Raw genomic sequence first — 21,665 nt, 5'->3', positions numbered from 1 at the left:
TAAGTTGATATTGCATTTATTACCCGAACTCCGGACCGCAAATCAGGTACTGTTTGTCTCCACTTCCTGGATTAGCATTTTTATGATGAAACATTCTGGTAAACGAACGCTGCACGATAAAACCAAGCTTATCCAGCCATAAAACCAGTTCTTTCTTTTCTTCCAACACGTCAATTACAACAGGCTTGTCCTTTAATTTTTCCAATGATTTCCGAATCAGCACCTTCCCAATTTCAGGGGATATTGCCGATACAGGGCCCAACTGATAGAAACGAGCCCCTTCTCTTGCCAAAGCAAAACCGTCTATTTTTTCACCTGTTTTTATCATCCACGAATTGCCGCGATTTTGGTTATACAGGAATTCAATCAATTTCTTTCTGTTTGCCCCAAACACGTGATGATCATAATCTACAACATCCTTTAAATCAATTTCAGATACCTGTGTTACCTCATTTTTACCGGTAGAAATATTTTCAAACTCACCGGTGGGGTGAATCATCCTCAAAATTTTATACTCCTCACTGAAACCAACCTTTTCATACACAGGTTGCCCGGCCGGAGTAGCATCCAGCTTAATAGAACGGCAATGTTTTAATTTTTCCAATAACTTGTAAATCAACATTAAGCTGATTCCTCTTCCTCGAAAATCTTTATCAACCAGAACCATCCCAATCCAGGCCACTTCATTGTTATAGGTTATTGCTGTGGCTGATCCAATGACCTTCCCGTTTTCCACTGCTGCCAAACAAATGTTTTCCGGAGAGCTGATTAAGAAACTCCAGTCTTTTTCAGTTTGGTTCCACTTCTCAGCAGCAGAGAGTTTCAGAGCCGCTCCAATATCCTCAGTTGTTAATCTCTTCAAGCTAACCATCGGCTCAGGTTTTCTTTAACAAATTGGTCGTCGTTTAAGTGTGGATAGGAAGCATAAATACGATCGATTTCTTCCTTTTGTCCGGGTGATAGCTTTTCATCTTTGTTTAGTGTTCTGATTTCTTCGAGCAAGCCCTGTCTTCTTAGCACTTCATGAATTCCGGTGATGCATCCGTCAAAATTATTTGCCACATCAAAAAATGCGGCGTTGCAGTCGGTTATCTGGTTCGCCAAGATCAGGGCATCCGAAAGCTTGTTGTCGAACACTCCTTTTTTAATATCGTTTAGCAGAAGGACAGCCGTCCGGGTCCAGACAGCCCAATGACCAAGCAGTCCCCCGACAATTTTTTTTGTAATTAATTCTCCATTGTATTCAATTTTATATTTCGAAAGCAGGTCGACCAGAATATTATCGTCGTTTCCGGTATACAGCGAAATTTCGTCTGCACGTCCCGACTCTGCTACTCCGCGAACTACATCGAAGGTGTAGTACCTGTTGAAAGGCGCCATTTTTATCGCAATCACATTTTTAATTTTTGCAAACTCCCTCCAGAAATCCACATCCAACCGTCTTCCTCCTACTGCTGGCTGAAGGTAAAATCCCACCACAGGAATTATTTTTGCTACAGCCTTGCAGTGCTTGAGAATTTCTTCGTTCGAGGCCTCTTTGAAAACAGCAACTCCAAGTAAAACTGCATGGTAGCCTTTTGCTCTGGCCAATTGTGCTTCTTCCAGTGCCTGGTCTGTTTTACCAATTACTCCGGCAATGCGTATTACCGGTTTACCGGTTTCTTCGGTAAAACGATCAAATTCTTCTTTTGCAATCTGCAATACCGGTTCATAAAGTTTGTATTCCGGTAAACGGATCTCGAATTGCGTAGTGTGAACCGCCACTGCCACACCTCCGGCTCCGGTATCGAGATAGTAACGCATTAATGCTCTTTGTCTGCGAACGTCGAGTATTCCGTTTTTATCCAGCGCCAATGGTAACGCCGGGATTACAACGCCATTTCGAAATGACTCAAGTATATCTTCAGGGATATCGGTATATTTCATATAGTTTTCTCCTTTTTGTTTTAATGGTTAATACTTCCCGTCTCTTACCTCAAAATGGGTTGGTTTGCCCAGCAGTTTGTGATCTTCCTGCATCCAGTGTGCGGTCCATTTGATCACTTGTTCGATCTGCACTTTTGGTTTTCCAAACAAAGCGAAAGCTTTTCCTGAATTGCTTAACAAAGCCGTTGGTGCTTCATGTCCAGTAAACTGAGGTGTTTTTCCGAAGATCATACCGAATGCTTGTGCAACTGCCTTTACAGAGAGGATTTCTTCTCCCGTAATGTTCAGCACCCATGCCGGGCTGGTTGCATGTCCTAACGCACGGACAACCGCATTGTTGGCATCGCCCTGCCAAATGGCATTAAAATAGCCCATGGTTAAGTCAACGGGCTGGTTGTTTTTTACTTTCTGAGCAATATCAACCAACACACCATACCTGGGTTCGACAGCATAATTCAGACGAATAATAGCGGTCGAAGTTCCGTATCGTGTACTTCCATACTCAAACATTCGCTCACGCCCCAGGCAGGACTGCGCATATTCTCCTATCGGCAGTGGCGTATCGGTTTCCAGTGATCCTCCCGACTCTTGTGGAACCAACGGATAAACACAACCCGTAGAATAAGCCACAATCCGGGAATCTTTAAAATGATCGGCTACCATAGCGGGTAACAGGGCATTCATTGCCCAGGTAAGCGAGAGGTTGTTCTCAGAACCGAATTTCATTCCGGCCAAAAAGAAGACGTTTTTCACCCTTGGTAAGAATTCCAGAAAATTTCGGTCGAGCAGATCTCCTTTTATGGTTTCAATACCCAGGTTTTCGATATGTTGTTGCTCATCTGCTTCCCGAAAACGGGAAACACCGTAAATCCGTTTTTTCACTCCGGCCAGGTCGCAGGCTCTTTTTACCATCGAAGCGAGTGATGGCCCAATTTTTCCGGCTATGCCCAGAAAAATAATATCTCCATCCAAGTGTTTTAAAAGTTCGATTACTTCCTTCGAAGGTCTCGATAATAACTCTTCCAGTTCTTCGGTATTTGTTATCTTTTCAGGATATTTATTCATTATTTCCTCCTCCATTCAGTATGATATTTTTATAAATTTCTACTGCTTTTTCCAAATTAGTTATCGCACAATATTCATTGGTTTGATGCGCCATTTCTGGCTGGCCAGGGCCAAGAATAACCACAGGTGCACCTTCAAATGCAGCTTGCAGCACCGAAGCATCGGTAAGGTATGGCAAAGATTTAGGGTAGCCCGCAGCGGCGTTTGAAATACCACATACATCGTAAACCTGTTGAATAAACTGTGATTCTTCAGAGCTTGAAACAGCGGGAAGATCAACGAGTGTTTTTATTTCGATTTCTGCTCCAAGCTCTGTTTGTAATTGTTTTATCAATTGCCCATGGTTTATTTTGGTGGTGGTGCGCGCGTCGATAGTGAACGATGCACGATCGGGAACCGAATTGATATTCAATCCCCCTGAAACCTTCCCTACATTCAAGGTCGGAAATCCCAGAAGTTCGTCTTTTTTAGCATTCAACTCAAAGTTTTCAATTTTTGTAATTGCACGGGCAATTTTATAAATGGCATTTTCACCCAAATGCGGCATTGAGGAATGCGCCGTTATTCCGGAGACATGAAGTTCGAGATACAAACCTCCTTTATGCCCAATTGCAGGGATATTTGCCGTAGGTTCGCCAACTATAATTCCTCTTGCAACTCTCTTCTTTTGGAAAGTTGAAACCATGTGAACAGCTCCCTGACACCCCAATTCTTCACCTGCAGTAATAATCAGCTTAACTCCTCCTTTGGGACTCCCCTGCTCAAAAGCCTGGATAGCAGCTACTATCATGGCAGCCAAGCCACCTTTCATATCGCTGGAACCACGGCCAAACAGTTTTCCGTCCTTAACTATCCCGTCAAACGGATCATCATTCCATTCTTTCGTTCCTAACGGAACTGTATCGAAATGCCCGGAAAGTACAAGGGGCGGATCTTGTGCAGTACAGCCCTTTTCGGCAATGAGATGCAGACGATTTTCTTCAAACGGGATATAATTTACCTCAAATCCATTCGAGGTAAGCAATCCTCCAACAAATAACGCAAGCTCCTCTTCATTCCCGGGTGGATTTATCGTGTTAAAAGCGACCAGTTCCTTAGTGAGTGCTATTACATTTTTACTTTCCACTTCGAATCCTTTTTATTGATTGAAACTAATATGCCCATACTCCGATTGAAGTTTATCCATATCGATATTTTGTACATTCCCGTCGTGAATAATCAGCCTGTAATATAGCTTGATCGGCTTATCTTGTGGTACAGTTATCCTATCCCTGCCCGGGAAAACCACATTTTGCATGCTTGGCTCCTTACGCAAAATCCAGGTTGCCGGGTATCCGGGAGTTTCGGGGTGACAAAGTATGGCCACTCCTTTTGATGCGCCACTTTCAGCTATCGGACCCGAAAAATCCATCCACGGACCAGCTTTAACCTGAAGATCCTGTGGGTTTACAACTCCCTCGGTTGAAGTAAATTCCAGCTTTTCAGGTTCCCTTATCCTGGCGCAAAAACCTCCATAACCTTTTTCGTTGTCAGCTCCACCAATTTCCACGTTTGGTACCAAAGCTTTTAAGGAAATACAAAAATCAATAGCTCTGAAGTTTTCTTCCTTAGGATGAATTGTAATCGTTGTTTTTTCGAAAACAAAAACTTCCTTATATTCATAAGCAGATGATTTCCAATATACTTCAAATATAAGCAAACCGGCTTTATCTACAGTAGCTTTTGATACTTCCTGTTCAATATTATTCATAATCCAGCCATCACCAACACTATTACCCCCGACATAAATCTGGTGCCAGGCCCAGAATATTCCGCGGTGATACACGTGGTCAGCAGGAAATTCTTCCGTCAGGGTGTCTCCGTTTAATCCATACAATGGATGGATATAATTATTAAAAAGATTTTCCCCGTTTGATTTTAAAGCCCGTTGATAAAACATTACCGGCTGCCCATCCTCAAGTACTTCCACTCCCTGGCTGGTTTCCTGAAATGTGATTTTAGTAACCGGTTTTTCCAGTCTGCATGAGACTAAGATTATTGAGGAAAATAAAATTAGAGCTGTAAATCTTTTCATGAACTTCGATTTAATCTTCTTTCGCTTAAATAATCTTCCGGTTGACAGCATCCCATTCCACTTTTCGTTCTTCAAGATAGGACTTTTGAGCCATCAGAATAGTTACGCCTTCTTCAAAAGCTCGTTCGATGTTACCCGCAGGAGTTCCGCCTCCTCGTATACAGTCAATCCATTCTTTCATATGTAGGTGCGTGACATCCATTTTAATGTCGCCAATGCGTGTGGTTGACAGGCCCCGCTGTTCGTAGTATTTAGCTGTTGCCGATGTTACTGCATCAACTCTACCTGAGTTTGGGTTAATAGAAAGCATTGGTTCAGAAGGAGAAATAACGCCCTTTTTCAATTGCTCGCTGAAACGGTTCGAGTCGTGATCGACGGTAACCTGCAAGGAGCCACCTAGTTCCATGGATGCGTCATTCCCCATGATCACACGCCCTCGGTTACGACTGCTGGCAAGGCAGGCACTGTAAATCAATGTTAAATCCTTTTCGGGATATTCAAAAACGGAATGAAGGAGGTCAGGAATTTCACGATTGTCTTTCCAGTAATAAAGACCGCCTGATGTCATTGCGGTTTTTGGAATACCAACATGTAACAACTGGTTGATGGCATCAAACTCGTGGGTAAAAAGCTGCCCCAGCATGCCCAGATCGTAATCGAACCATTTTGTCCAGTTATAAAAACGGTCAATACTGAAAGGCACCTTAGGTCTGTCGCCCAGCCATTGGTCCCAGTCGATAGAACCAGTGTCTCCGGGTTTTGGATTTCCATCTTTATCGAGATGTCTGATCCAGGCTCCGGAAGCAGTGTTTCGGTTGGTAGTTGTTTCTATGAGAGTAATTTTCCCGAGTATATTTTTTTGAATGATATCCCTGGCTTGCTGAAATACCGCGTTTTTTGAGATCTGATGACCTAACTGATACACAATTCCGCTACTTTTTACGGTTTCATATAGTTCAAATAATTCATCTTCGCGTATTGCCGGACTCTTCTCACAATACACGTGCTTGCCGGCTTTTGCTGCTTCTATCGATATCCGTGCATGATGGTGGTCGGGCGTGGCGATTACAACAGCATCGATGTCCTTGTCGGCCAGCATTTCCTTATAGCTAGCATAGCGTTTTACAGGAAGCCCGGAAGGTTGACCTCCACCCGGGCGAAATTCACTTGCTGCAATTTCAAGGCCTTCCTGTGCACGCTGGTCAAAAACTTCGCAGATACCGGTGATGGCAACATTCAGATCGGCCTGTGCCAGCCAATCATCGAGGTAGCCCATTTTTATTCTTCTGGCTGTATTTTCAGGATGAAGAAAGCCAAGTGCTTTGGCCAATGCCACTGCCCTTTCTCCAAAACCGATCATTCCTACCCGGATCAAATCACCATTTTTGGCAGGCTCGAGTGCGGCGGGCGCAGAAATATTTTCCAAATCCAATTCTTTCAAAAAGGAACTTTTGTTTTGGTTCTCGTAACTCACCTTTTTAAAAAGTTCATACGAAAATATCCCGGCCACCGGCAATCCGGCAAGTCCCTTCAAAACCGACCTGCGGTTCAACTTATGTTCCCCGCCTTTTGATTCGTTATTCTGATTTTTTTTATTTTGATGTTCCATTTTCTGCCCTCCTATTTCTTTTTAAAAATAAACCTGTCTAAGCCGATAATTGCCCCGGTGGGAAACACAAGGATGACCACCAGAGCTGCTGCTTCTATTAGTGTTTTATTAATAATCAGGTAATTACCTTCCGCCGGAATTGAGTATTCCAAACCAATTAAAGGTGGAGTACTGAAATAATACATCAGCAAAAGAACTATTCCGGAAAAGGTGGCAATGCGGGTTAACAGGCCAAAGATCAGGCCCAGCCCTATTGCAATCAGACCCCAGGTATTTAGAAAATCCACGACGCTCAAAATCTCCTGATTCGAAATGATCCACTTTGCAAAACCGGACATTATCCACTGCGATTCGCTTAAAAATCCCTGAGATGACCAGGCCGGAGAATACAGTTTGTACACTCCTTCGTACAACAGGTGCCATCCAATTAAAAAGCGCACGGCGACTAAGGCACTTAACTGTTTAGTTGAATAAATTGATTCTTTCATATTTGTGTTATTTATTACTCATCTTAATCTCGTCACTGGCAAAAACCACCTTCCCTCCAACCAGAGTTAGTACCGATTCAATGTCTTTTATCTGATCGGTGGAACATGTCAAAATATCGCTGGAAAGGACAGCTAAATCAGCAAACTTGCCAGTTTCAAGCGATCCTTTTATGGCCTCCTCAAAAGTGGCATAAGCATTATTTATCGTGTAAATCCGGAGTGCTTCTTCTCTTGTAATTGCTTCATTTGAATTAATCACATTGGAATTCTCTGTTGTCCGGGTGATCATGCACCACATACCCAAAAAAGGATTGAAGGGATTAACAGATGAATTGGCATCAAACTTTACCATATGGTCTGAACCACCGTTTACCATCACTTCGTTATCGAGCATTGAACGAAAGGGTAAAAAGTGGCTGACTCTTTCCGATCCAATAATATCAGTAAAAGCATCAGCGTCTTTATACAACCAGGCAGCCTGTGCATCGGCGTAAATACCTGTTTTTTTCATTCGGATGGTGGATTCCGGTGTAAAAAAGTTGCCGTGAATGATGGCAAAACGCTTATCGCGTAAGGAGATTGTTTTATTTATTTTTTCGAATACATCAAGCAGCAGGTCAACACCTCCGCCGCCGGTACAATGAGCCGCGAACTTCCACCCTGATTTTGCTGCTTTAGAAACAATTCGCTCCAGTTCTTCGAAATTGTAGTTTAGAATTCCTCTGTACTCCGGATCTTCAAACCCAAAAACCTCCTGTGCCCGTTGTCCCCAGGGTTCCCGCAGATAGGCAGTCCCGGTAAGAATTCCGCCGTCCAGAATTATTTTAAGCGCTCCTATTTTTACCCACTCATCCCCATCGCCGGTTTTCATATCCATCCGATCTATCGAATCCAGCATTTCATCAACACTTACTGAATGACGGAGATTCAGGGGGAAGCGGATATTCAGAAATACCCTGCAAGTAAGTTCATTGGCCTTTCTAATTTCCTGGTATAAACTGAAAGTCTGCATATCTCCTGCCCCTGAACAAATGCTGGTGATCCCGTATCGGTTATAGCGTTTTAGCATAGCAGCAAGTGCTGTGGCTTTCTCTTTTTCAGAATAAACCTTATCAGGTGGCGTGTTCAGCAGCTTAAAAGCAGATCGACTTAGGATGCCTGTTGGTTGTCCTGAAAAAGGGTTTTTCAAGATGCCCTCATCCACCGTGTTTTCTGTGATGTTTGAAATTCTCATTGCGGCAGAATTAATAACGCCTCCAAACGATCCGTTCAGGAAAACAGGATTTATAGGTGCTGCTTCATCGAGTTCTTTTAAAGTAGGTGGCCGCAATTCTTTTAAGCGTGTGTAAAAGAATTTTGGAAAGATAATCCATTCATTTTCCGATTTTACTTCGGTTTGCTTTATAATCCATTGCAATAACTCATTTATTGTTTTTACAACCGGAATTTCCTCTTCTAATTCGCTAAGCGCCCCCTGCTCCGGATGAAGATGGGCTTCAATCAATCCGGGAATCACGGTCCTGCCTTCAACGTTAATAACCTTTGTATCGATGTTTATTAGTTGCCTGATTTCGGCTTGCGTTCCCACTTTTAAAATCCGGTCTCCCCTAATGGCAATACTTTCAGCAATGGCGAAATTTTCGTCAATAGTAAGCACCTTTCCGTTTAGAATCACGACATCGGCAAACGCAGAATCGTCCATTAAATCCAAAGCTGAATTTTCGTTTATTGAATTATCAATATCTATCCTTCTCTTCATCTCTTTTTCCTCAAAATTTATCTTTGTTTACAACTTTTTGGCTCACTTTTGGCAGGAATGAAATAATTGCAGCACCGGAAAGGGCAATACACAGCAAAATGGTAAAACCGATTGAATAACCAACGGTATCGTTATACACCAGGCTAACAACCACGGGAAGCGCTGATTCAGCAATACCATCAGCTACGAGAATAATTCCCATTGTCCTTCCCAGTGTTTTGATCCCAAAGTGGTCGGCTGCCATTAAAGGGATAATCATATAATCGCCGCCCAGCCCCAGTCCAAAAGCAACCGCAAACACATAAATTCGCCCCGGGAACGGTGGAAGCAACAAAGTGAGAATAGCGCCACCAACAATTAAATATATCAAAAGCATAACGTATTTTCGGTTGATGGTATCAGCGAGCCAGCCCATAAAAACTCTTCCGGCAAGGCTCGATAACAAAACCAGCGACATGATATTTGCAGCGTGCGCCTGAGAAAAATCCAGATCGCGCAAATAAAGTTTCAGGTGTTGCCCCATACCTCCCACTGCCCCTATCGAACACATACTTCCAAAGGCGAGGAGGTAAAAATTTCGATTTTTCAGAATGGTTTTTATTGGTACTGACTCTTTCTCATCAGCAGGTTCGCTCTTTTCGCTGTTTATTGAATCTTTTAGAAAAAAAGGCAACGGGAAGGCCAGTAAAAAAATAATGATTCCCAGAGCCGACAGCGCCATTTGCCACCCCAGAAATTTTTCAAGGTTGGTTGCTATAATCGGAACAATTGCGCCACCAACGCCAATTCCGAGGTAAGCTAGCCCCATGGCTTTGCCCCTGTTTAGCTGAAACCTTCTGGAAATTAGTACCTGGCAAGGAAGCGGCCCACCAAAAACATAACCAAGGGATTTAAAAACATAAAACAGATAAAACATCCACAATACTCCGGAGAAACTTAAACCGATAAAAGCTATTCCGACTAAAAATGCTCCCAGCATCATCAACCTCCTTGAACCGAAGCGATCGATAAGCCAGCCGGCAATAAATCCAAACAAAGGGGCTACAATAATTTTCGCCACTGCAAATCCTGAGGTTACTTCTGCGCGGGTGTATCCAAAATCTTCGACCATAAAGTCAAAAAAGAAGGGCAAACCATAGTGGGCAAATCCACTTAAACCCAAAAGCGAAAAAAATGCTGTGGTTAAAACATAAGTGTTGTTACTATTTGATCTTTTCATTTATCTGTTGCTTTAATAATTTACTTCCATACCAACTATAAACAGCTGGTTTTCATATCACACTCTGAGGAAATTTTTTCGTTTATACATCACCCAAAGAATCAGAAAGATGATGCTAACATTTGCCAACTGTATGACTGTTTTATAATAATCTCCAAGGAATTGTTCAGTGCCGTGCAGTAGCGACGCACTCACACTGGTGAAATTGACGATCTCAAAAAGCATATAGGCCAGGATGGAGTTCATCCCGTAAATTTTGAACCATCTTAAATACTTTCCATAATTTTTGTAATCGACCAAATAATAGAAAAAAGCCATAAGCAAAAAGCAAATTCCGCTGCTGTACAAGGTCATCGAGCTGGTCCAGATTCTTTTAATGATGGGCATTTGCAAGCCCCAGATTTGACCGGTCAGTATGAAAAGTACGCCGATGATTGCCAGCCATTGTACTTTTTTCAGGTTCGACAAACCACTCTTCATGATGTGTCCGGCAAAAACACCGGTCATAACCGTCACTCCAAAATTGAGACTACTCAGAATCCAGGTGTAACGGTAATAAGTGCCAAAATCTACCATTCCACCGGTGATGGTTGTACCATTGCGGAAACGCCCCAACACGAGCCTGTCGATGTATTCTGCCAGGTTGTAATCGGGAGTAAAATCGCCACCACCATAATTTCCAATTTTTATGAATGAAAGTGCTGCCCAATAGGTCAGTAACAATACGGCTGTGATGATTATTTGCCCGTTGAGTTTAAAGTGCATCAACAAAACTGCCGAAATGAAATATCCCATGGCAATGGCCTGTAGAGTGTTAGAATAAAGAAAAATCCGATCAGGATTGAAGGACAGAAGATTTCCCTGGCACATCATCCCGAAAATCCAGAGGAGGACTACTCGTTTTAAAATCCGTTTATACAAATGAGCGTTGCTGCCGGTTTTCAGATGTTTGGCAAATGCGAATGGCATAGACGCGCCGGCCATAAACATAAAAAGTGGCATGATAATATCCCAGAAAACAAAACCTTCCCACTGAACATGATCGAACTTTGTTGCCAGCCAATTGGTAAACGGGAGGTCGAACGCTCTTGCCAGGGACATAAAAACCGGCTGAAAGAATACAAGGCAGAAAAGGTCGAAACCTCGCAATATATCCAGTGATTCAATACGTTTTGATAGTGTTTTATTTTCTGGGTGACTCATATCTTCTACTTTAATTATTTTGTTTTTGCGATAATTTTCAGAGGTTCAGTAAGTCCAACTTTTAGTAAGGGAGAACGGGCATTTAAGTACTTGTCAATCTCACATGTTGTCCATAATGATTTTGCTTTGCTGTTTTGTATAAAATCACCAATAAACCGGTTGCGATAAGGAATGTCGATGGTGATTTCAAGCTTGTTTGTACCTGATTTGATGCTTTTATTAAGCGGGATTTCCTGAATCGACGACCACACATTCTCAAGTTCTTGTCCATTTAATGAAAGGCTTGCAGTGCCGTTTAAATCTCCAAATTCGAGGAACCAGTTTTTAGTTGTATCGGGAGTACCAGGAAACTCGAAGTTGAGCGTACAATGCGCTTTCCCTGCAAAATATTTTATATCAGGATTTTCAAATTCCGACAAAGGAATATACTCTCTAAATTCGACCTTATCGATTTGAGCTTCGTAAGCCGGAAGAAATTCAATTGTTCCTTCGAATTCTGTAATTTCAAATTCATCCGGAACTGCTTGTTTCGGCTTGATTTGATTCTCAATATCCTTCCCAATTACAAAGAACACTGATTCCAAAGGTTTGAAATCGCAACTAATGACAGTTGAATTATCTTCATCAGAAATATCTGATACGGATGTAATATTCCCGCTTAGCGGGTTCCATATTTCGATCCGTTTTCCTCGTGTCCTGAATTTACATTTTGCAGAAACAGGTTGATTTTTTCGGTTTGTCACAAAATATAGTTCTGCGGATTCATTATTTCTGTGCGAGAAAATAAAGTCCTTCGAATCACCAGAGATTATTTCAAAATCCGGTTTAAGGTTTATCATTTTCAAGGCGTTCTGCAGAGACATGCCTTGGAAAACTTTTCCTTTGCCGTAGCCAATTATTTCGCTACTATTCCCAGCAGCTTTTCCCCAGATCTTTTCGGTTATTTCTCCAAATTTTACTGAATGCTTTCGGTCGGCCAATGAATACAAAAACGAAGGTTTCTCACCATAAATAAACGCCCCTTGTTTCAGGAGTTCTTCAATCCGAATTAAAGTGGAGTAATTCATTCCACCCTGACCGGGAAGAATCAGTAAAGAAAAAGCAATCCCTTTTTTAGTTATGATTTTATGGTTTTCAACCTGAAGCTTGTTATGCAGGATATCAGCATTACAGACATTGTATTTATATCCTGCAGGAATTTGTGTCGCGTCTACAGTAAATTGAGGCAAGGCATCGCCCACATAAAATAAAATATCGTTTACTTCCTTTGTATTCTGAAGAATGTATTGAATCCGGGTCTGGAAATTCATCCAGCCTGAAAGATTGTTCCAGATTGTATTGTTCCGGTTAAAAGAAAGTCCGAAGTTCTGCAAGGTTAATCCCGGTCTGGCATCCACAGGCTGATGAACGTAGCTGTGTAATATCATCTGGTTGATACCGGAACAATAGGCTGCGTCGCCAAAAGGCACTAAATCCCATGGGGAAGCTGAATAAATGGCATTTCCGGTATAGGCTTCCGAACCAACAGACGATTTTTCGTAAAACAGCCCGGCACTTGATGCAAACTGGCGAAGCTGTGCAGGAGCTAACTTATTTCCATATAACATATTTTTATCGGGTCGTGCCCAAAATTCAAACATCGGCATATCGGTGTGAGAATACGCTTTGAGTACATCTGCAGGCGGTAATTTACTTCCACCGTAAATCACCTCTCCATGTAGCTCCAAACCATCACGATGACACAAATCAGCATAGTGTTTATAATAGTTCTCTTCAATGAGTGTGGCTATCGTGTGTCTGAAATCGTAATAGAATGATTCTGTACTTTCGGGGCTTTCCACGACTTCTCCACATAAAGCTGGTATCCAGTTTGTGAGGGAATATCCATTCAACTTTTCAAAAGCATCAGGAAGCGATTTTGTCCAGTTTTGGAAATAGCATTCCCAACTATCGATCAACAGAAACTTAAATGTATTTTTTCTATATTGACCTGCGTGCTGAATCAGCCTTTTCGGAAAATTATTGTAGTGAATGTTCAGAGCAACTGTATCCATTTTATCGCATTCGAGTCCCAAGCCACTATCAGTTGCCGGACGATTTGTTACGCCTGTGATCGTGTAACCGAATCGAATCAATTCCCAGTTTCCAGCAGGTGCATCCCATTTCAAATTACCGTTTACATCAACCTTTTTTGTCAGATCAATAATGTCTTCTATTTGAGCCGGACTACCACCGGTGTACAATTCAGGTGTAAAATATTGATCCGAAGCAGAACCTTGTACAGACGCTGTTTTAGTTTGAAAATAAGGTACATCTGTCGTAAAAGCAGGTAATTCATTCTCCTTTAGAAATTCCAGTTCACCAATAAAAAGCGACTCAGTATTTTCAATGCTTGTTATAATTAACCGAAGAGATCTGGCTTTAATCTGAGGAACTGTAATACTGTGATTCTGATTGAATCCCTTTGTTTTAAAATCCAGCACTTTCTCATAAGAGTTATTCTGATTCAATGCCTCCAATGAATAGGTGACAACAGAATTATCTACGGCCTCAACGCTTCCCCATACATAACTTTTTCTGGGATAAACTGCAATTTTTTCGATTTCAAATGCCTTGCTAAATTCAATTGTTATGGTGTCTTCTTTTTTTACCAATAGTCCGCCCACAGGGCAGCCATCGCTCAGGTAGTTTACTTTATCTTCGTCGTTGAACTTAATTTTTGGCGCTGCCTGCACAAAACTGTTCGATTGTTTATCGGATTTTATTGCCAAAACGGCAACATCGCGGTAAAAACCATCAAAGGAATATGGTTCTGCCAGTTTCATTTCGATGTACTTTCCTCCATTTACCAGAGTTTTACTCCAGGTAACTTCTTTCATGGCATTTTCAGGTTTTATCCATGGTCCGCCAGTAGTACTCCAACCATCGCAATTATGCACCCCAATTTTCAACCCTAAATGATCCGCTTTTTCCAGAGCATATTGAAACATCGCATACCACCCGGGAGAATCAAACCGGACTTCTTTCAACCCAAAAAACTGTTTATCAAATAACCCGACATTAAGTATTGTGGCCTGAGTGATTCCCTGCCTATGCATGGCCTCCAGGTCTTTTCTTATTCCATCTTTTGTAATGTTGCCATCAATCCAGTGCCACCAGGTATGCACCCCCGACTCAAGTGGTGTACCCTGAAACTTTTCAGGTGAAATTGCTCCCAGTCTTTGGCTGCAAACAGGCTCTGACAAATACAGAAAAGCCCAAAACCCCGGAAGTATAAATTTCAAACTATGTATTATTGTGGCAATTCTCATTATATAATCTAAGCTTTTAATATTTGTCCTCTTTTTTTGTTAACCGGTTTTCGCAGATACTCATGTTCAACAGGTTGAGCCTTTCGGAAGGCTTCTTCCTGCAGCGAAATCATGTTTTTTTTAATATCGTTTTCAAGAGGTTTATTAACCAGAATATGATCCATTCGTTTGATCACACCACTTGTAACATCACCGGCAATACCGCGGTTAAAAAAGGTGACCTGTCTGTCGGGGAAACGGATGATATGGTAAAGCATTGCATTGTGAAAAAACCTTCCGTCGTGCGTGATACTGTTTTCCACAAAACATACACGGTCTCCTGATGAAAAAGGGAGAATTCTGCTATTTCGCGAATAGCAGAAAGCATGAAATAAAACAAACAGTATTACAAAGATTTTTTTCATCCAGGCGCAGTGATTAATAGTTTATATACTCGGGGTGTTTTACCAGGAAATCAATTTTTTGCTGATTCCGGTTGTCCACCATTCTATGCCACTGTTCGCGCGTAACAAAGGGATTGCCGTCTTCCCGCATTTCCTTAAAGACCTGGTGCGGATGCCCGCCAAGGTAAAGGTCGAATTCAAGCGACTTCAGTATACCCACAGTTTTTTCATAGGCTTGTACAATTCCGTGGAATTTATTGGGTTCAATTTCTTCGACGGTACTTTTCATTGCAGTGGCGTCGCCGGCAACCAAAGCATGGCATTTACCCTGCGGACCACTAACCGTAAGCAGATACACTACTTCACCGGGAGTTTGCCCCGGAGTATGGATGACTTTTACCTGAACATCTCCAAAATTGAAAATCTCGCCATCTTCCAATGGAACTATTCTATCTTTGGCCGGAACCATATAGTCCTTTGTAAAGACCCGCTCCTTTACAATATCTAGATCGTCTTTATGAATCAGTATATCGGTATCGGAAATGTCGGAAAGGCGTGCTGAGCCACTTGAGTGGTCTCCATGCCAATGTGTTATGAATATTTTTTTGACATCCTTTGGATTCATGCCCAGTTTGCGGATATTGTCGGGAATAAGGCTTCCGTCCTTATCATATCCGGCATCAAACATGATCAATCCAAGCTCTGTTTTCACCAGATAGGCACAAACCGTTAGCGGACCAACAGAATATACCGGACCATATATTTGTTGAGGTTCCGGGTTCGGTTTTCGGTTACCCGCTTCATCGTAATAATTCTTGAATCTGAATTCAGTTTTGAACTTGTTTTCCGTTTTCTCCTTATCCAGAATGCTGAAAGCTAAAACAGGAATAAGAACCAAACCAATAAAAAATATAGCAATGACCTTCAGTATAAACTGATAGTAAACAGTATCAGTACAGTGCGCATATTTAATGAAATTCCCTGGCTTTGTTTTCATGGTTATAAAGTCATTTGAAATGATTAAGCTTTCGATCTTAACATCTATCCAATAGTTACAAGGCGCATTATAAGTACTGCCCAAGACTTTGTTTTGCCTGCTTATTTTTGGTAGTAATAAGTTCCAGCCTGTGCTCTGCCTTGTTTCGCTCATACACTTCTTTTACCAGTGAATACCGGACATCCATTTGTGCCGTTTCCAACACCTCGCCTTTTGCATTCACCGGATCGATAATGATTAATTCGGCCGGAGTGAGTAAGGATTCGAGGTAAGGTAAGTCATAATATTGCAAGGCACCGGGAACAGCTGTCCAGATGTATCGCGAGTTGTAATCCCGGGTTCGTACAATATTCTCGTAGGATACCAGTGGGTTTATCAGAATCGTCTTTTTGATATCTGGTTCACCTATGGCAAAATGAAGGTACGATGAACACATTTCGCCATTAACCATAGCGGTTATATTTCGGCAATCAATGTCATCCCTTTGCTGAATACAATCATAGATCATGTTGAGATCGCTTGATTGGATTCCGGCAATACTGCTGCCACTGAGATTTGCTCCAAACAGAATATTGTACGAATATCCTTTCAGGTACGAATCTCCTTCAAATAATAGGTTGGCCAATTCACCACATCCCGAAAGATCGGGTACCAAAATTGAATACCCCTTTTCGATGTATTCGTTGATGATGCTTTCATCGGATAGCAAATCATTTTTTCCATTTGAATCCAAATACATAAGTAATGGTCTTTTAGAATCTCCGTAAGGTTTTATCAGGATGAAAGGAATGACATAATCAATAGTCTTCCCTTGTATAAAATATTTCTCAACTTTAAAGTTATTTCTAGCTTCTATCCCGGTAAACACTACCGATTTAATACTTCTGTCATTTTCGTAACCTGACAATTCATGCGCTTTACGAATAATAAACTTGCGATTATCGACTACTTTCTTTGGTGTTTCGAATTGTCTTCCACCAACCACACTGTCCGTAAAATCTTGTATTACTTCAAACATGCTATTACTTTTTAAGGTAGTGGAAATCTGACCTGTTGTGGTCACACGTAATTCTTCCGGAGCAAGCAACACAAAACTTTCCTCGCTACTGTTCCCCTCGTTTTCAAGATGCTTTTGAAAGAAAGCATAAACCGACTCCCTGTTTTTCTGAGTTGATTCGTGCTTTCCTAAACTTTCAACCATCTTCAAGTTCTCTGATGCACTTAAAGCGGAATACGATTTCTGCGCTTCGCTGAATGTTTCTCTGGCTCCCTGAATACTAAAAAAGTCATTCGTTGTGCTTACTAATAAAGATGGTTTCGGAGCCCTCATGTGAAAAAAATCGGCATGATTAAATCCATATTTTATTGCTGAATATGGATTCTGTTCAGCATCCTGTGGCCCGATCGACTCGAACAAACGCTGGAAACTTGTGATATAGCATTCCGAAGCGGCGGCGGAAATCCGTTCGTCGTATGCAGCAATCAAGGCAGCTTGGGTACCTCCCCCTGATCGTCCGGTTATACCAATCCTTGTACTATCAATTATTGGGAGCGAACACAGATAATCCACTACCCGAACACCGTCCCAAATCATAAAGTCTGATAAAGACAAGCCCAAAAGCAAATAGGGAGCTCCGGCATACGAATGCTCTGCAGTTGGTCCCCAATCAGAAGACGTATTATCCAATTTTTCCGGGTATTGTAAACGCTCGCCCTGCCCGACCGGATCGAAAGCAAATACTGCAAATCCCTTTTTTACCAGGTTCAGAATTACCCGCTGATAAACTTCATCGCGATAAGCCGTTTCTGAATGTCCTGAGCAGTAAATTACACAAGGCAAAGGTTTGTTTATGTCTCTGGGAACAAACAAACTACCCGTAACATAAAAACCTGACAAACTTTCAAAGATGGTGTTCTCTACGTAAAAATCCTTCTTCTGAATGGTACTTGTAATCCTCACTTTCAAAGGCGTTTTTTTAAAATTATCAACTTTTCCAAACACCTTTTTTTTGATGTTTTGTCCATACAAAATCCAGTCATTTTCATCCTTAATTGTCGCAATTAAACTATCACGCTGATTGAGAAGCAATAATGCTTTTTTAGAAATATGACGATATAGGGACTCGTTGTGAGTAGTAAGTGTTAACCAAACCGGATTCTCATCCCTGTGGGTATCAAATACCGACAGTTGATCGGATTGTGCTCTCGCGACCAGACAGAACACACTCAAAAAAAGTATTCCTCCAAACCGTATGACTGTTTTCCCGGGCATCAGCAGAACTATTCTTTTAGGGTTACTTTAAGTACCAATCCGTTCTTGAAGGCTTCAGATGTATTTCCAGTTTGGTTTAGCCAAATGTCAACTGCATCATTCTTAGTCTCCCATTCCAGGTCTTGCTGATCTCCCAGAATATCAATACTTTCAATTTGAGAGGCAACGAAAGAAAGCGATTTAATTGTCAACTTGTCTTTAAGTTCATTGGAAAGCGAAATGGCATAAACAACATCTTCTTTTTTAGTGAACCAAAAATCCTGAGGCGTAAACTCCAGATCAAAACCGTACTCTTCTCTGTGAGTTGTACTTTTCATTTCCATTTGAGTAGGTCCTTCTCGAAGAGTCACCCAGCGGCTTGTTCCATAAATGGCTTCACCGTTTACTTCCATCCATTTACCAACCTGTTTTAGAAGTTTTACACTTTCTTCTGGCACATAACCTTTCCCGTCAGGGCCAATATTTAAAAGGTAGTTGCCGCCTTTACTGGCAATTTCAACAATCCAATACAGCACCTCTTCAAACGTTTTCCAGTCGTTGTCGTAAGATTTATACCCCCAGGTATTATTAAGCGTACCCGGTGTTTCCCATGTTCGGTATTCAGTGGTAATAGTGGTTGGTATTTGATTGTCGCCGGCAGTTAAAAAATCCCCCAGGTAGTTTCCAACCCGGCTGCAAATAAGACAGTTTGGCTGAATGTCGTAAGCTAACTTGTAAAACTCATAACTTTGCTGCCTGTTTATAAACCGAGGAAAGTCGTACCAAACCTCTATCAAATCTGGGAATTTGGTAAGAATCTCGCGCATTTGCGGTTTTGCTTTTGTATCAAAATATTCCTCGTAGCTCAATGGCGAAGGATCCCATAAATTTGCACCATAATGATCGTCATGCTCAGGATTTAATTTTTTCTCCTGTGCAAATCCGGCATCGCCTCCATCCATCCAGTCGATAGAATGCGAATAGTACAATCCAAGACGAATATCGTATTTCTTGCAGGCCTTGTAAATCTCAGCAATCGGATCTCTTTTGAAATCGGTATAGTCGTAAATATTAAAATCGGTAACATCAGAATTATACAACGAAAATCCGTCATGATGTTTGGTCATTGCCACAATGTATTTCATACCGGCAGCTTTTGCCAGTTTTACCCATGCTTCAGCATCAAATCCAACCGGATTAAAGTTTTGGCAAACTTCCCTGTACTCGTCTCTGGGGATTTGACCATGATACATGATCCACTCGCCCAGCTTCGGAATTTTTTTCCCTTTCCACACTCCGCCAAGATCAGAATAAGCTCCCCAGTGGATAAACATCCCGAATTTTGCATCGTTGTAATCAATGTAATCCTGATCTTTTGAAGCATTCATTTTTTGCCAATCCTTTGTAATTTCATCGTCTTCCTGCGCAAATGTGTAATTACTCCAGAGCATAAAGGCCAGCAGCATGGACACCCAGCTATAATTCAATTTTATTTGTTGCATAATCGTTCTTCTTAAATTTTAATTCGTTAAACGGAAATCAGTCCGTTTTTACCAGTTTTTTTAGTTAGTCATAACCAGCTTACAGCTTTGACTTATGAATTCGTTTCGATACCTCAATATATAAATTCCGGAATCTAATCCGGACAAATCGAGAGAAATAAATCGTTGATTTCCATATGAAGCATCAATATTTTTTTTTTGATAGACTGTTTTCCCGTTGCAATCGTAAATATCAATTGCAGCTGTTTGAGAACTTTCCATATTCCCCAGATCCACGTTTATCCGCTTCGAATCAGAGGGATTTGGAAATACTTTGATTTTGTCTTTATTCAAATCAAGATCAATCGCTCCCGTTGCAAAGTCAGATTCGATTGCCCCAAGGTCAGGTGCGGTTCCATAATATTCCAGTCCCACATCCATTCCTGCGTCAACAAGGTCAGATCCGGCTTTGGGTTTCAGATAGTTGATTTCGGGCAGCGAGCCGTCAGCTTTTCTTTCGGCATTTAACAGGTTTACATCAAGACTTACAAAATCATCGTCTGTTACCGTAACTTCCGGAAGATTCCAGTCATTATATTCATCAAGTATTTCGTTTCCCAATTTATCACTTGCCAGGTTATGATAACTGATTGAATTTTTGATTTCGCCAGACATAATGTGGCCATCCTGGGTTAAATCGAAACCACTAAAGTTTTTACTTCGATAAGCAGTGCAATTGTAAATTTTCACCAATGCATCGCTTTCGCTATTATTAAAGTTCCATGTTAAGTTTTCGGCACCAATACAATGCGTTAAAATCCTTCGATAAATACCTTCCTCTCTCGGTTCAGAAGTTTTGCCCATTTTAAAACCGTAACCATCGCCACGGTGCGTGCCATTTCTGAAAGCCCAGCATCTGTCGAAAATAACACGGCCTTCATTTCCCCAAAGGTCATAACCGTCATCGCTGTTTTTCCACGAACGACAACCACGTAAAATATTTTCTCTGGGGGCGCCTTGCCGGTATGGAATGTAACACACCTGGAATCCATCTGCATTTCCTCCGTTAATATTCGACGACGGGTCATAATTCAGGTATGCATCGCAATTCAGTAAGAGGTTATCTTCAGAATCTTCACGAATCTGTATTCCGATTCCTTCATTTTCGAAGGCAGTACAGTGTTCAATTACGTTGTTACTTCCGTTTTGAATTAAAATCCCGGCAATCCATCCGGTTCGGCCTTGCTGAGATACTCCCCTAACCTGCAGACCTTTAATATGCCAATAATCAGATTCATCAATATACAACGCGAGATTCTGACGGGTAGTATTTGTTAAAGTACTTGCATCCAATAACGGCGTTTCTCCGGGATAAGCAAACAAGCAAATCATAGAATCTTTTGTGCCATTCTTTTTATCGATGTGTGCTCCTAACCGATCATTTATTTCTGGATCGGCATAGTAGGTTCCTCCTCGTATAAATATAGTATCTCCGGGCTCGGCAACATCGATCCCCTTTTGCCAGGAAGCAAAGGGCTGATCCAAGGTTCCGGGATTATTATCATCACCTTCAACAGCTACATAATATTTTGAAGATGAAGAAGTAGTCAAATCACTGGCATGACATAATACACTTGAGGACAACAGAAAGCTTATTATGAATGCAATCGTTCTTATCGATTTAATATCCTTTGCGTAATCTTTAATTCTGTACATGAAAATTTATTTTCGGTGTTACAATCCTTTGCTGTTCATACACAGGTAAGCATTAGTTTTTGAAAACCGGGCCATTCCGTTGTGTATGAATTGCCCGGTTTTAACCTGCTTATTCTCGCCAATAAAATGTTACAAGCTGAGAGTAACCAGCCTACCTTTATGAGCTCTTTTAAACAATCGGGA

At 41.5% G+C, this 21,665-nt stretch carries 16 protein-coding genes; all 16 read right to left on the bottom strand.

What is annotated here, in order from left to right; genetic code table 11:
- Positions 1-19 precede the first annotated feature (19 nt).
- The 16 genes from GM418_RS27135 to GM418_RS27060 all read right to left on the bottom strand — a co-directional run bounded on the left by GM418_RS27135 (position 20) and on the right by GM418_RS27060 (position 21,482).
- Positions 20-871 carry a GNAT family N-acetyltransferase gene (locus GM418_RS27135; RefSeq protein ID WP_158870834.1) on the bottom strand — a complete coding sequence of 284 codons (852 nt, stop codon included), beginning with the start codon at positions 869-871 and terminating at the stop codon, positions 20-22.
- A complete protein-coding gene (locus GM418_RS27130) occupies positions 859-1,926 on the bottom strand; it encodes a dihydrodipicolinate synthase family protein (protein ID WP_158870832.1) in 1,068 nt (355 codons plus the stop codon). The genes GM418_RS27135 and GM418_RS27130 overlap by 13 nt, the downstream gene beginning before the upstream one ends.
- Before the next feature lie 27 nt (positions 1,927-1,953).
- Positions 1,954-3,006, bottom strand: a complete 1,053-nt coding sequence (locus GM418_RS27125; protein ID WP_217447609.1) for an NAD-dependent epimerase/dehydratase family protein — start codon at positions 3,004-3,006, stop codon at positions 1,954-1,956.
- The gene (locus tag GM418_RS27120; protein WP_158870830.1) at positions 2,984-4,117 is read right to left on the bottom strand and encodes a M20 family metallopeptidase; all 1,134 of its coding nucleotides are present in this window, start codon (positions 4,115-4,117) and stop codon (positions 2,984-2,986) included. Before GM418_RS27120 ends, GM418_RS27125 begins: the two co-directional genes overlap by 23 nt.
- A gap of 12 nt (positions 4,118-4,129) precedes the next feature.
- The gene (locus GM418_RS27115; protein ID WP_158870828.1) at positions 4,130-5,065 is read right to left on the bottom strand and encodes a DUF6807 domain-containing protein; all 936 of its coding nucleotides are present in this window, start codon (positions 5,063-5,065) and stop codon (positions 4,130-4,132) included.
- 25 nt (positions 5,066-5,090) lie between these two features.
- Positions 5,091-6,674, bottom strand: a complete 1,584-nt coding sequence (locus GM418_RS27110; RefSeq protein WP_158870826.1) for a Gfo/Idh/MocA family protein — start codon at positions 6,672-6,674, stop codon at positions 5,091-5,093.
- A gap of 11 nt (positions 6,675-6,685) precedes the next feature.
- Complete coding sequence (locus tag GM418_RS27105) at positions 6,686-7,162, bottom strand: DoxX family membrane protein (RefSeq protein WP_158870824.1); 477 nt, start codon at positions 7,160-7,162, stop codon at positions 6,686-6,688.
- A gap of 7 nt (positions 7,163-7,169) precedes the next feature.
- On the bottom strand, positions 7,170-8,921 hold the full coding sequence (locus GM418_RS27100; RefSeq protein ID WP_158870822.1) for an amidohydrolase: 1,752 nt from the start codon (positions 8,919-8,921) through the stop codon (positions 7,170-7,172).
- A gap of 10 nt (positions 8,922-8,931) precedes the next feature.
- Entirely contained in the window at positions 8,932-10,140 is a 1,209-nt protein-coding gene (locus GM418_RS27095) for an MFS transporter (RefSeq protein ID WP_158870820.1), read from the bottom strand.
- 57 nt (positions 10,141-10,197) lie between these two features.
- On the bottom strand, positions 10,198-11,343 hold the full coding sequence (locus tag GM418_RS27090) for an acyltransferase family protein (protein ID WP_158870818.1): 1,146 nt from the start codon (positions 11,341-11,343) through the stop codon (positions 10,198-10,200).
- A gap of 14 nt (positions 11,344-11,357) precedes the next feature.
- Positions 11,358-14,654 carry a glycosyl hydrolase gene (locus tag GM418_RS27085; protein ID WP_158870816.1) on the bottom strand — a complete coding sequence of 1,099 codons (3,297 nt, stop codon included), beginning with the start codon at positions 14,652-14,654 and terminating at the stop codon, positions 11,358-11,360.
- 8 nt (positions 14,655-14,662) lie between these two features.
- Positions 14,663-15,058 carry an SGNH/GDSL hydrolase family protein gene (locus GM418_RS27080; RefSeq protein WP_158870814.1) on the bottom strand — a complete coding sequence of 132 codons (396 nt, stop codon included), beginning with the start codon at positions 15,056-15,058 and terminating at the stop codon, positions 14,663-14,665.
- Positions 15,059-15,071: 13 nt separating this feature from the next.
- Positions 15,072-16,034 carry an MBL fold metallo-hydrolase gene (locus GM418_RS27075; RefSeq protein ID WP_158870812.1) on the bottom strand — a complete coding sequence of 321 codons (963 nt, stop codon included), beginning with the start codon at positions 16,032-16,034 and terminating at the stop codon, positions 15,072-15,074.
- A 67-nt stretch (positions 16,035-16,101) separates the two neighbouring features.
- A complete protein-coding gene (locus GM418_RS27070) occupies positions 16,102-18,306 on the bottom strand; it encodes an alpha/beta hydrolase family protein (RefSeq protein WP_158870810.1) in 2,205 nt (734 codons plus the stop codon).
- An 8-nt stretch (positions 18,307-18,314) separates the two neighbouring features.
- Complete coding sequence (locus GM418_RS27065; RefSeq protein ID WP_158870808.1) at positions 18,315-19,787, bottom strand: alpha-L-fucosidase; 1,473 nt, start codon at positions 19,785-19,787, stop codon at positions 18,315-18,317.
- Positions 19,788-19,847: 60 nt separating this feature from the next.
- Entirely contained in the window at positions 19,848-21,482 is a 1,635-nt protein-coding gene (locus GM418_RS27060) for a right-handed parallel beta-helix repeat-containing protein (RefSeq protein WP_158870806.1), read from the bottom strand.
- Positions 21,483-21,665: the final 183 nt, after the last annotated feature.

The organism is Maribellus comscasis (genome assembly GCF_009762775.1).
Lineage (GTDB): Bacteria > Bacteroidota > Bacteroidia > Bacteroidales > Prolixibacteraceae > Draconibacterium > Draconibacterium comscasis.
This window is presented reverse-complemented; position numbering and strand designations above follow the sequence as displayed.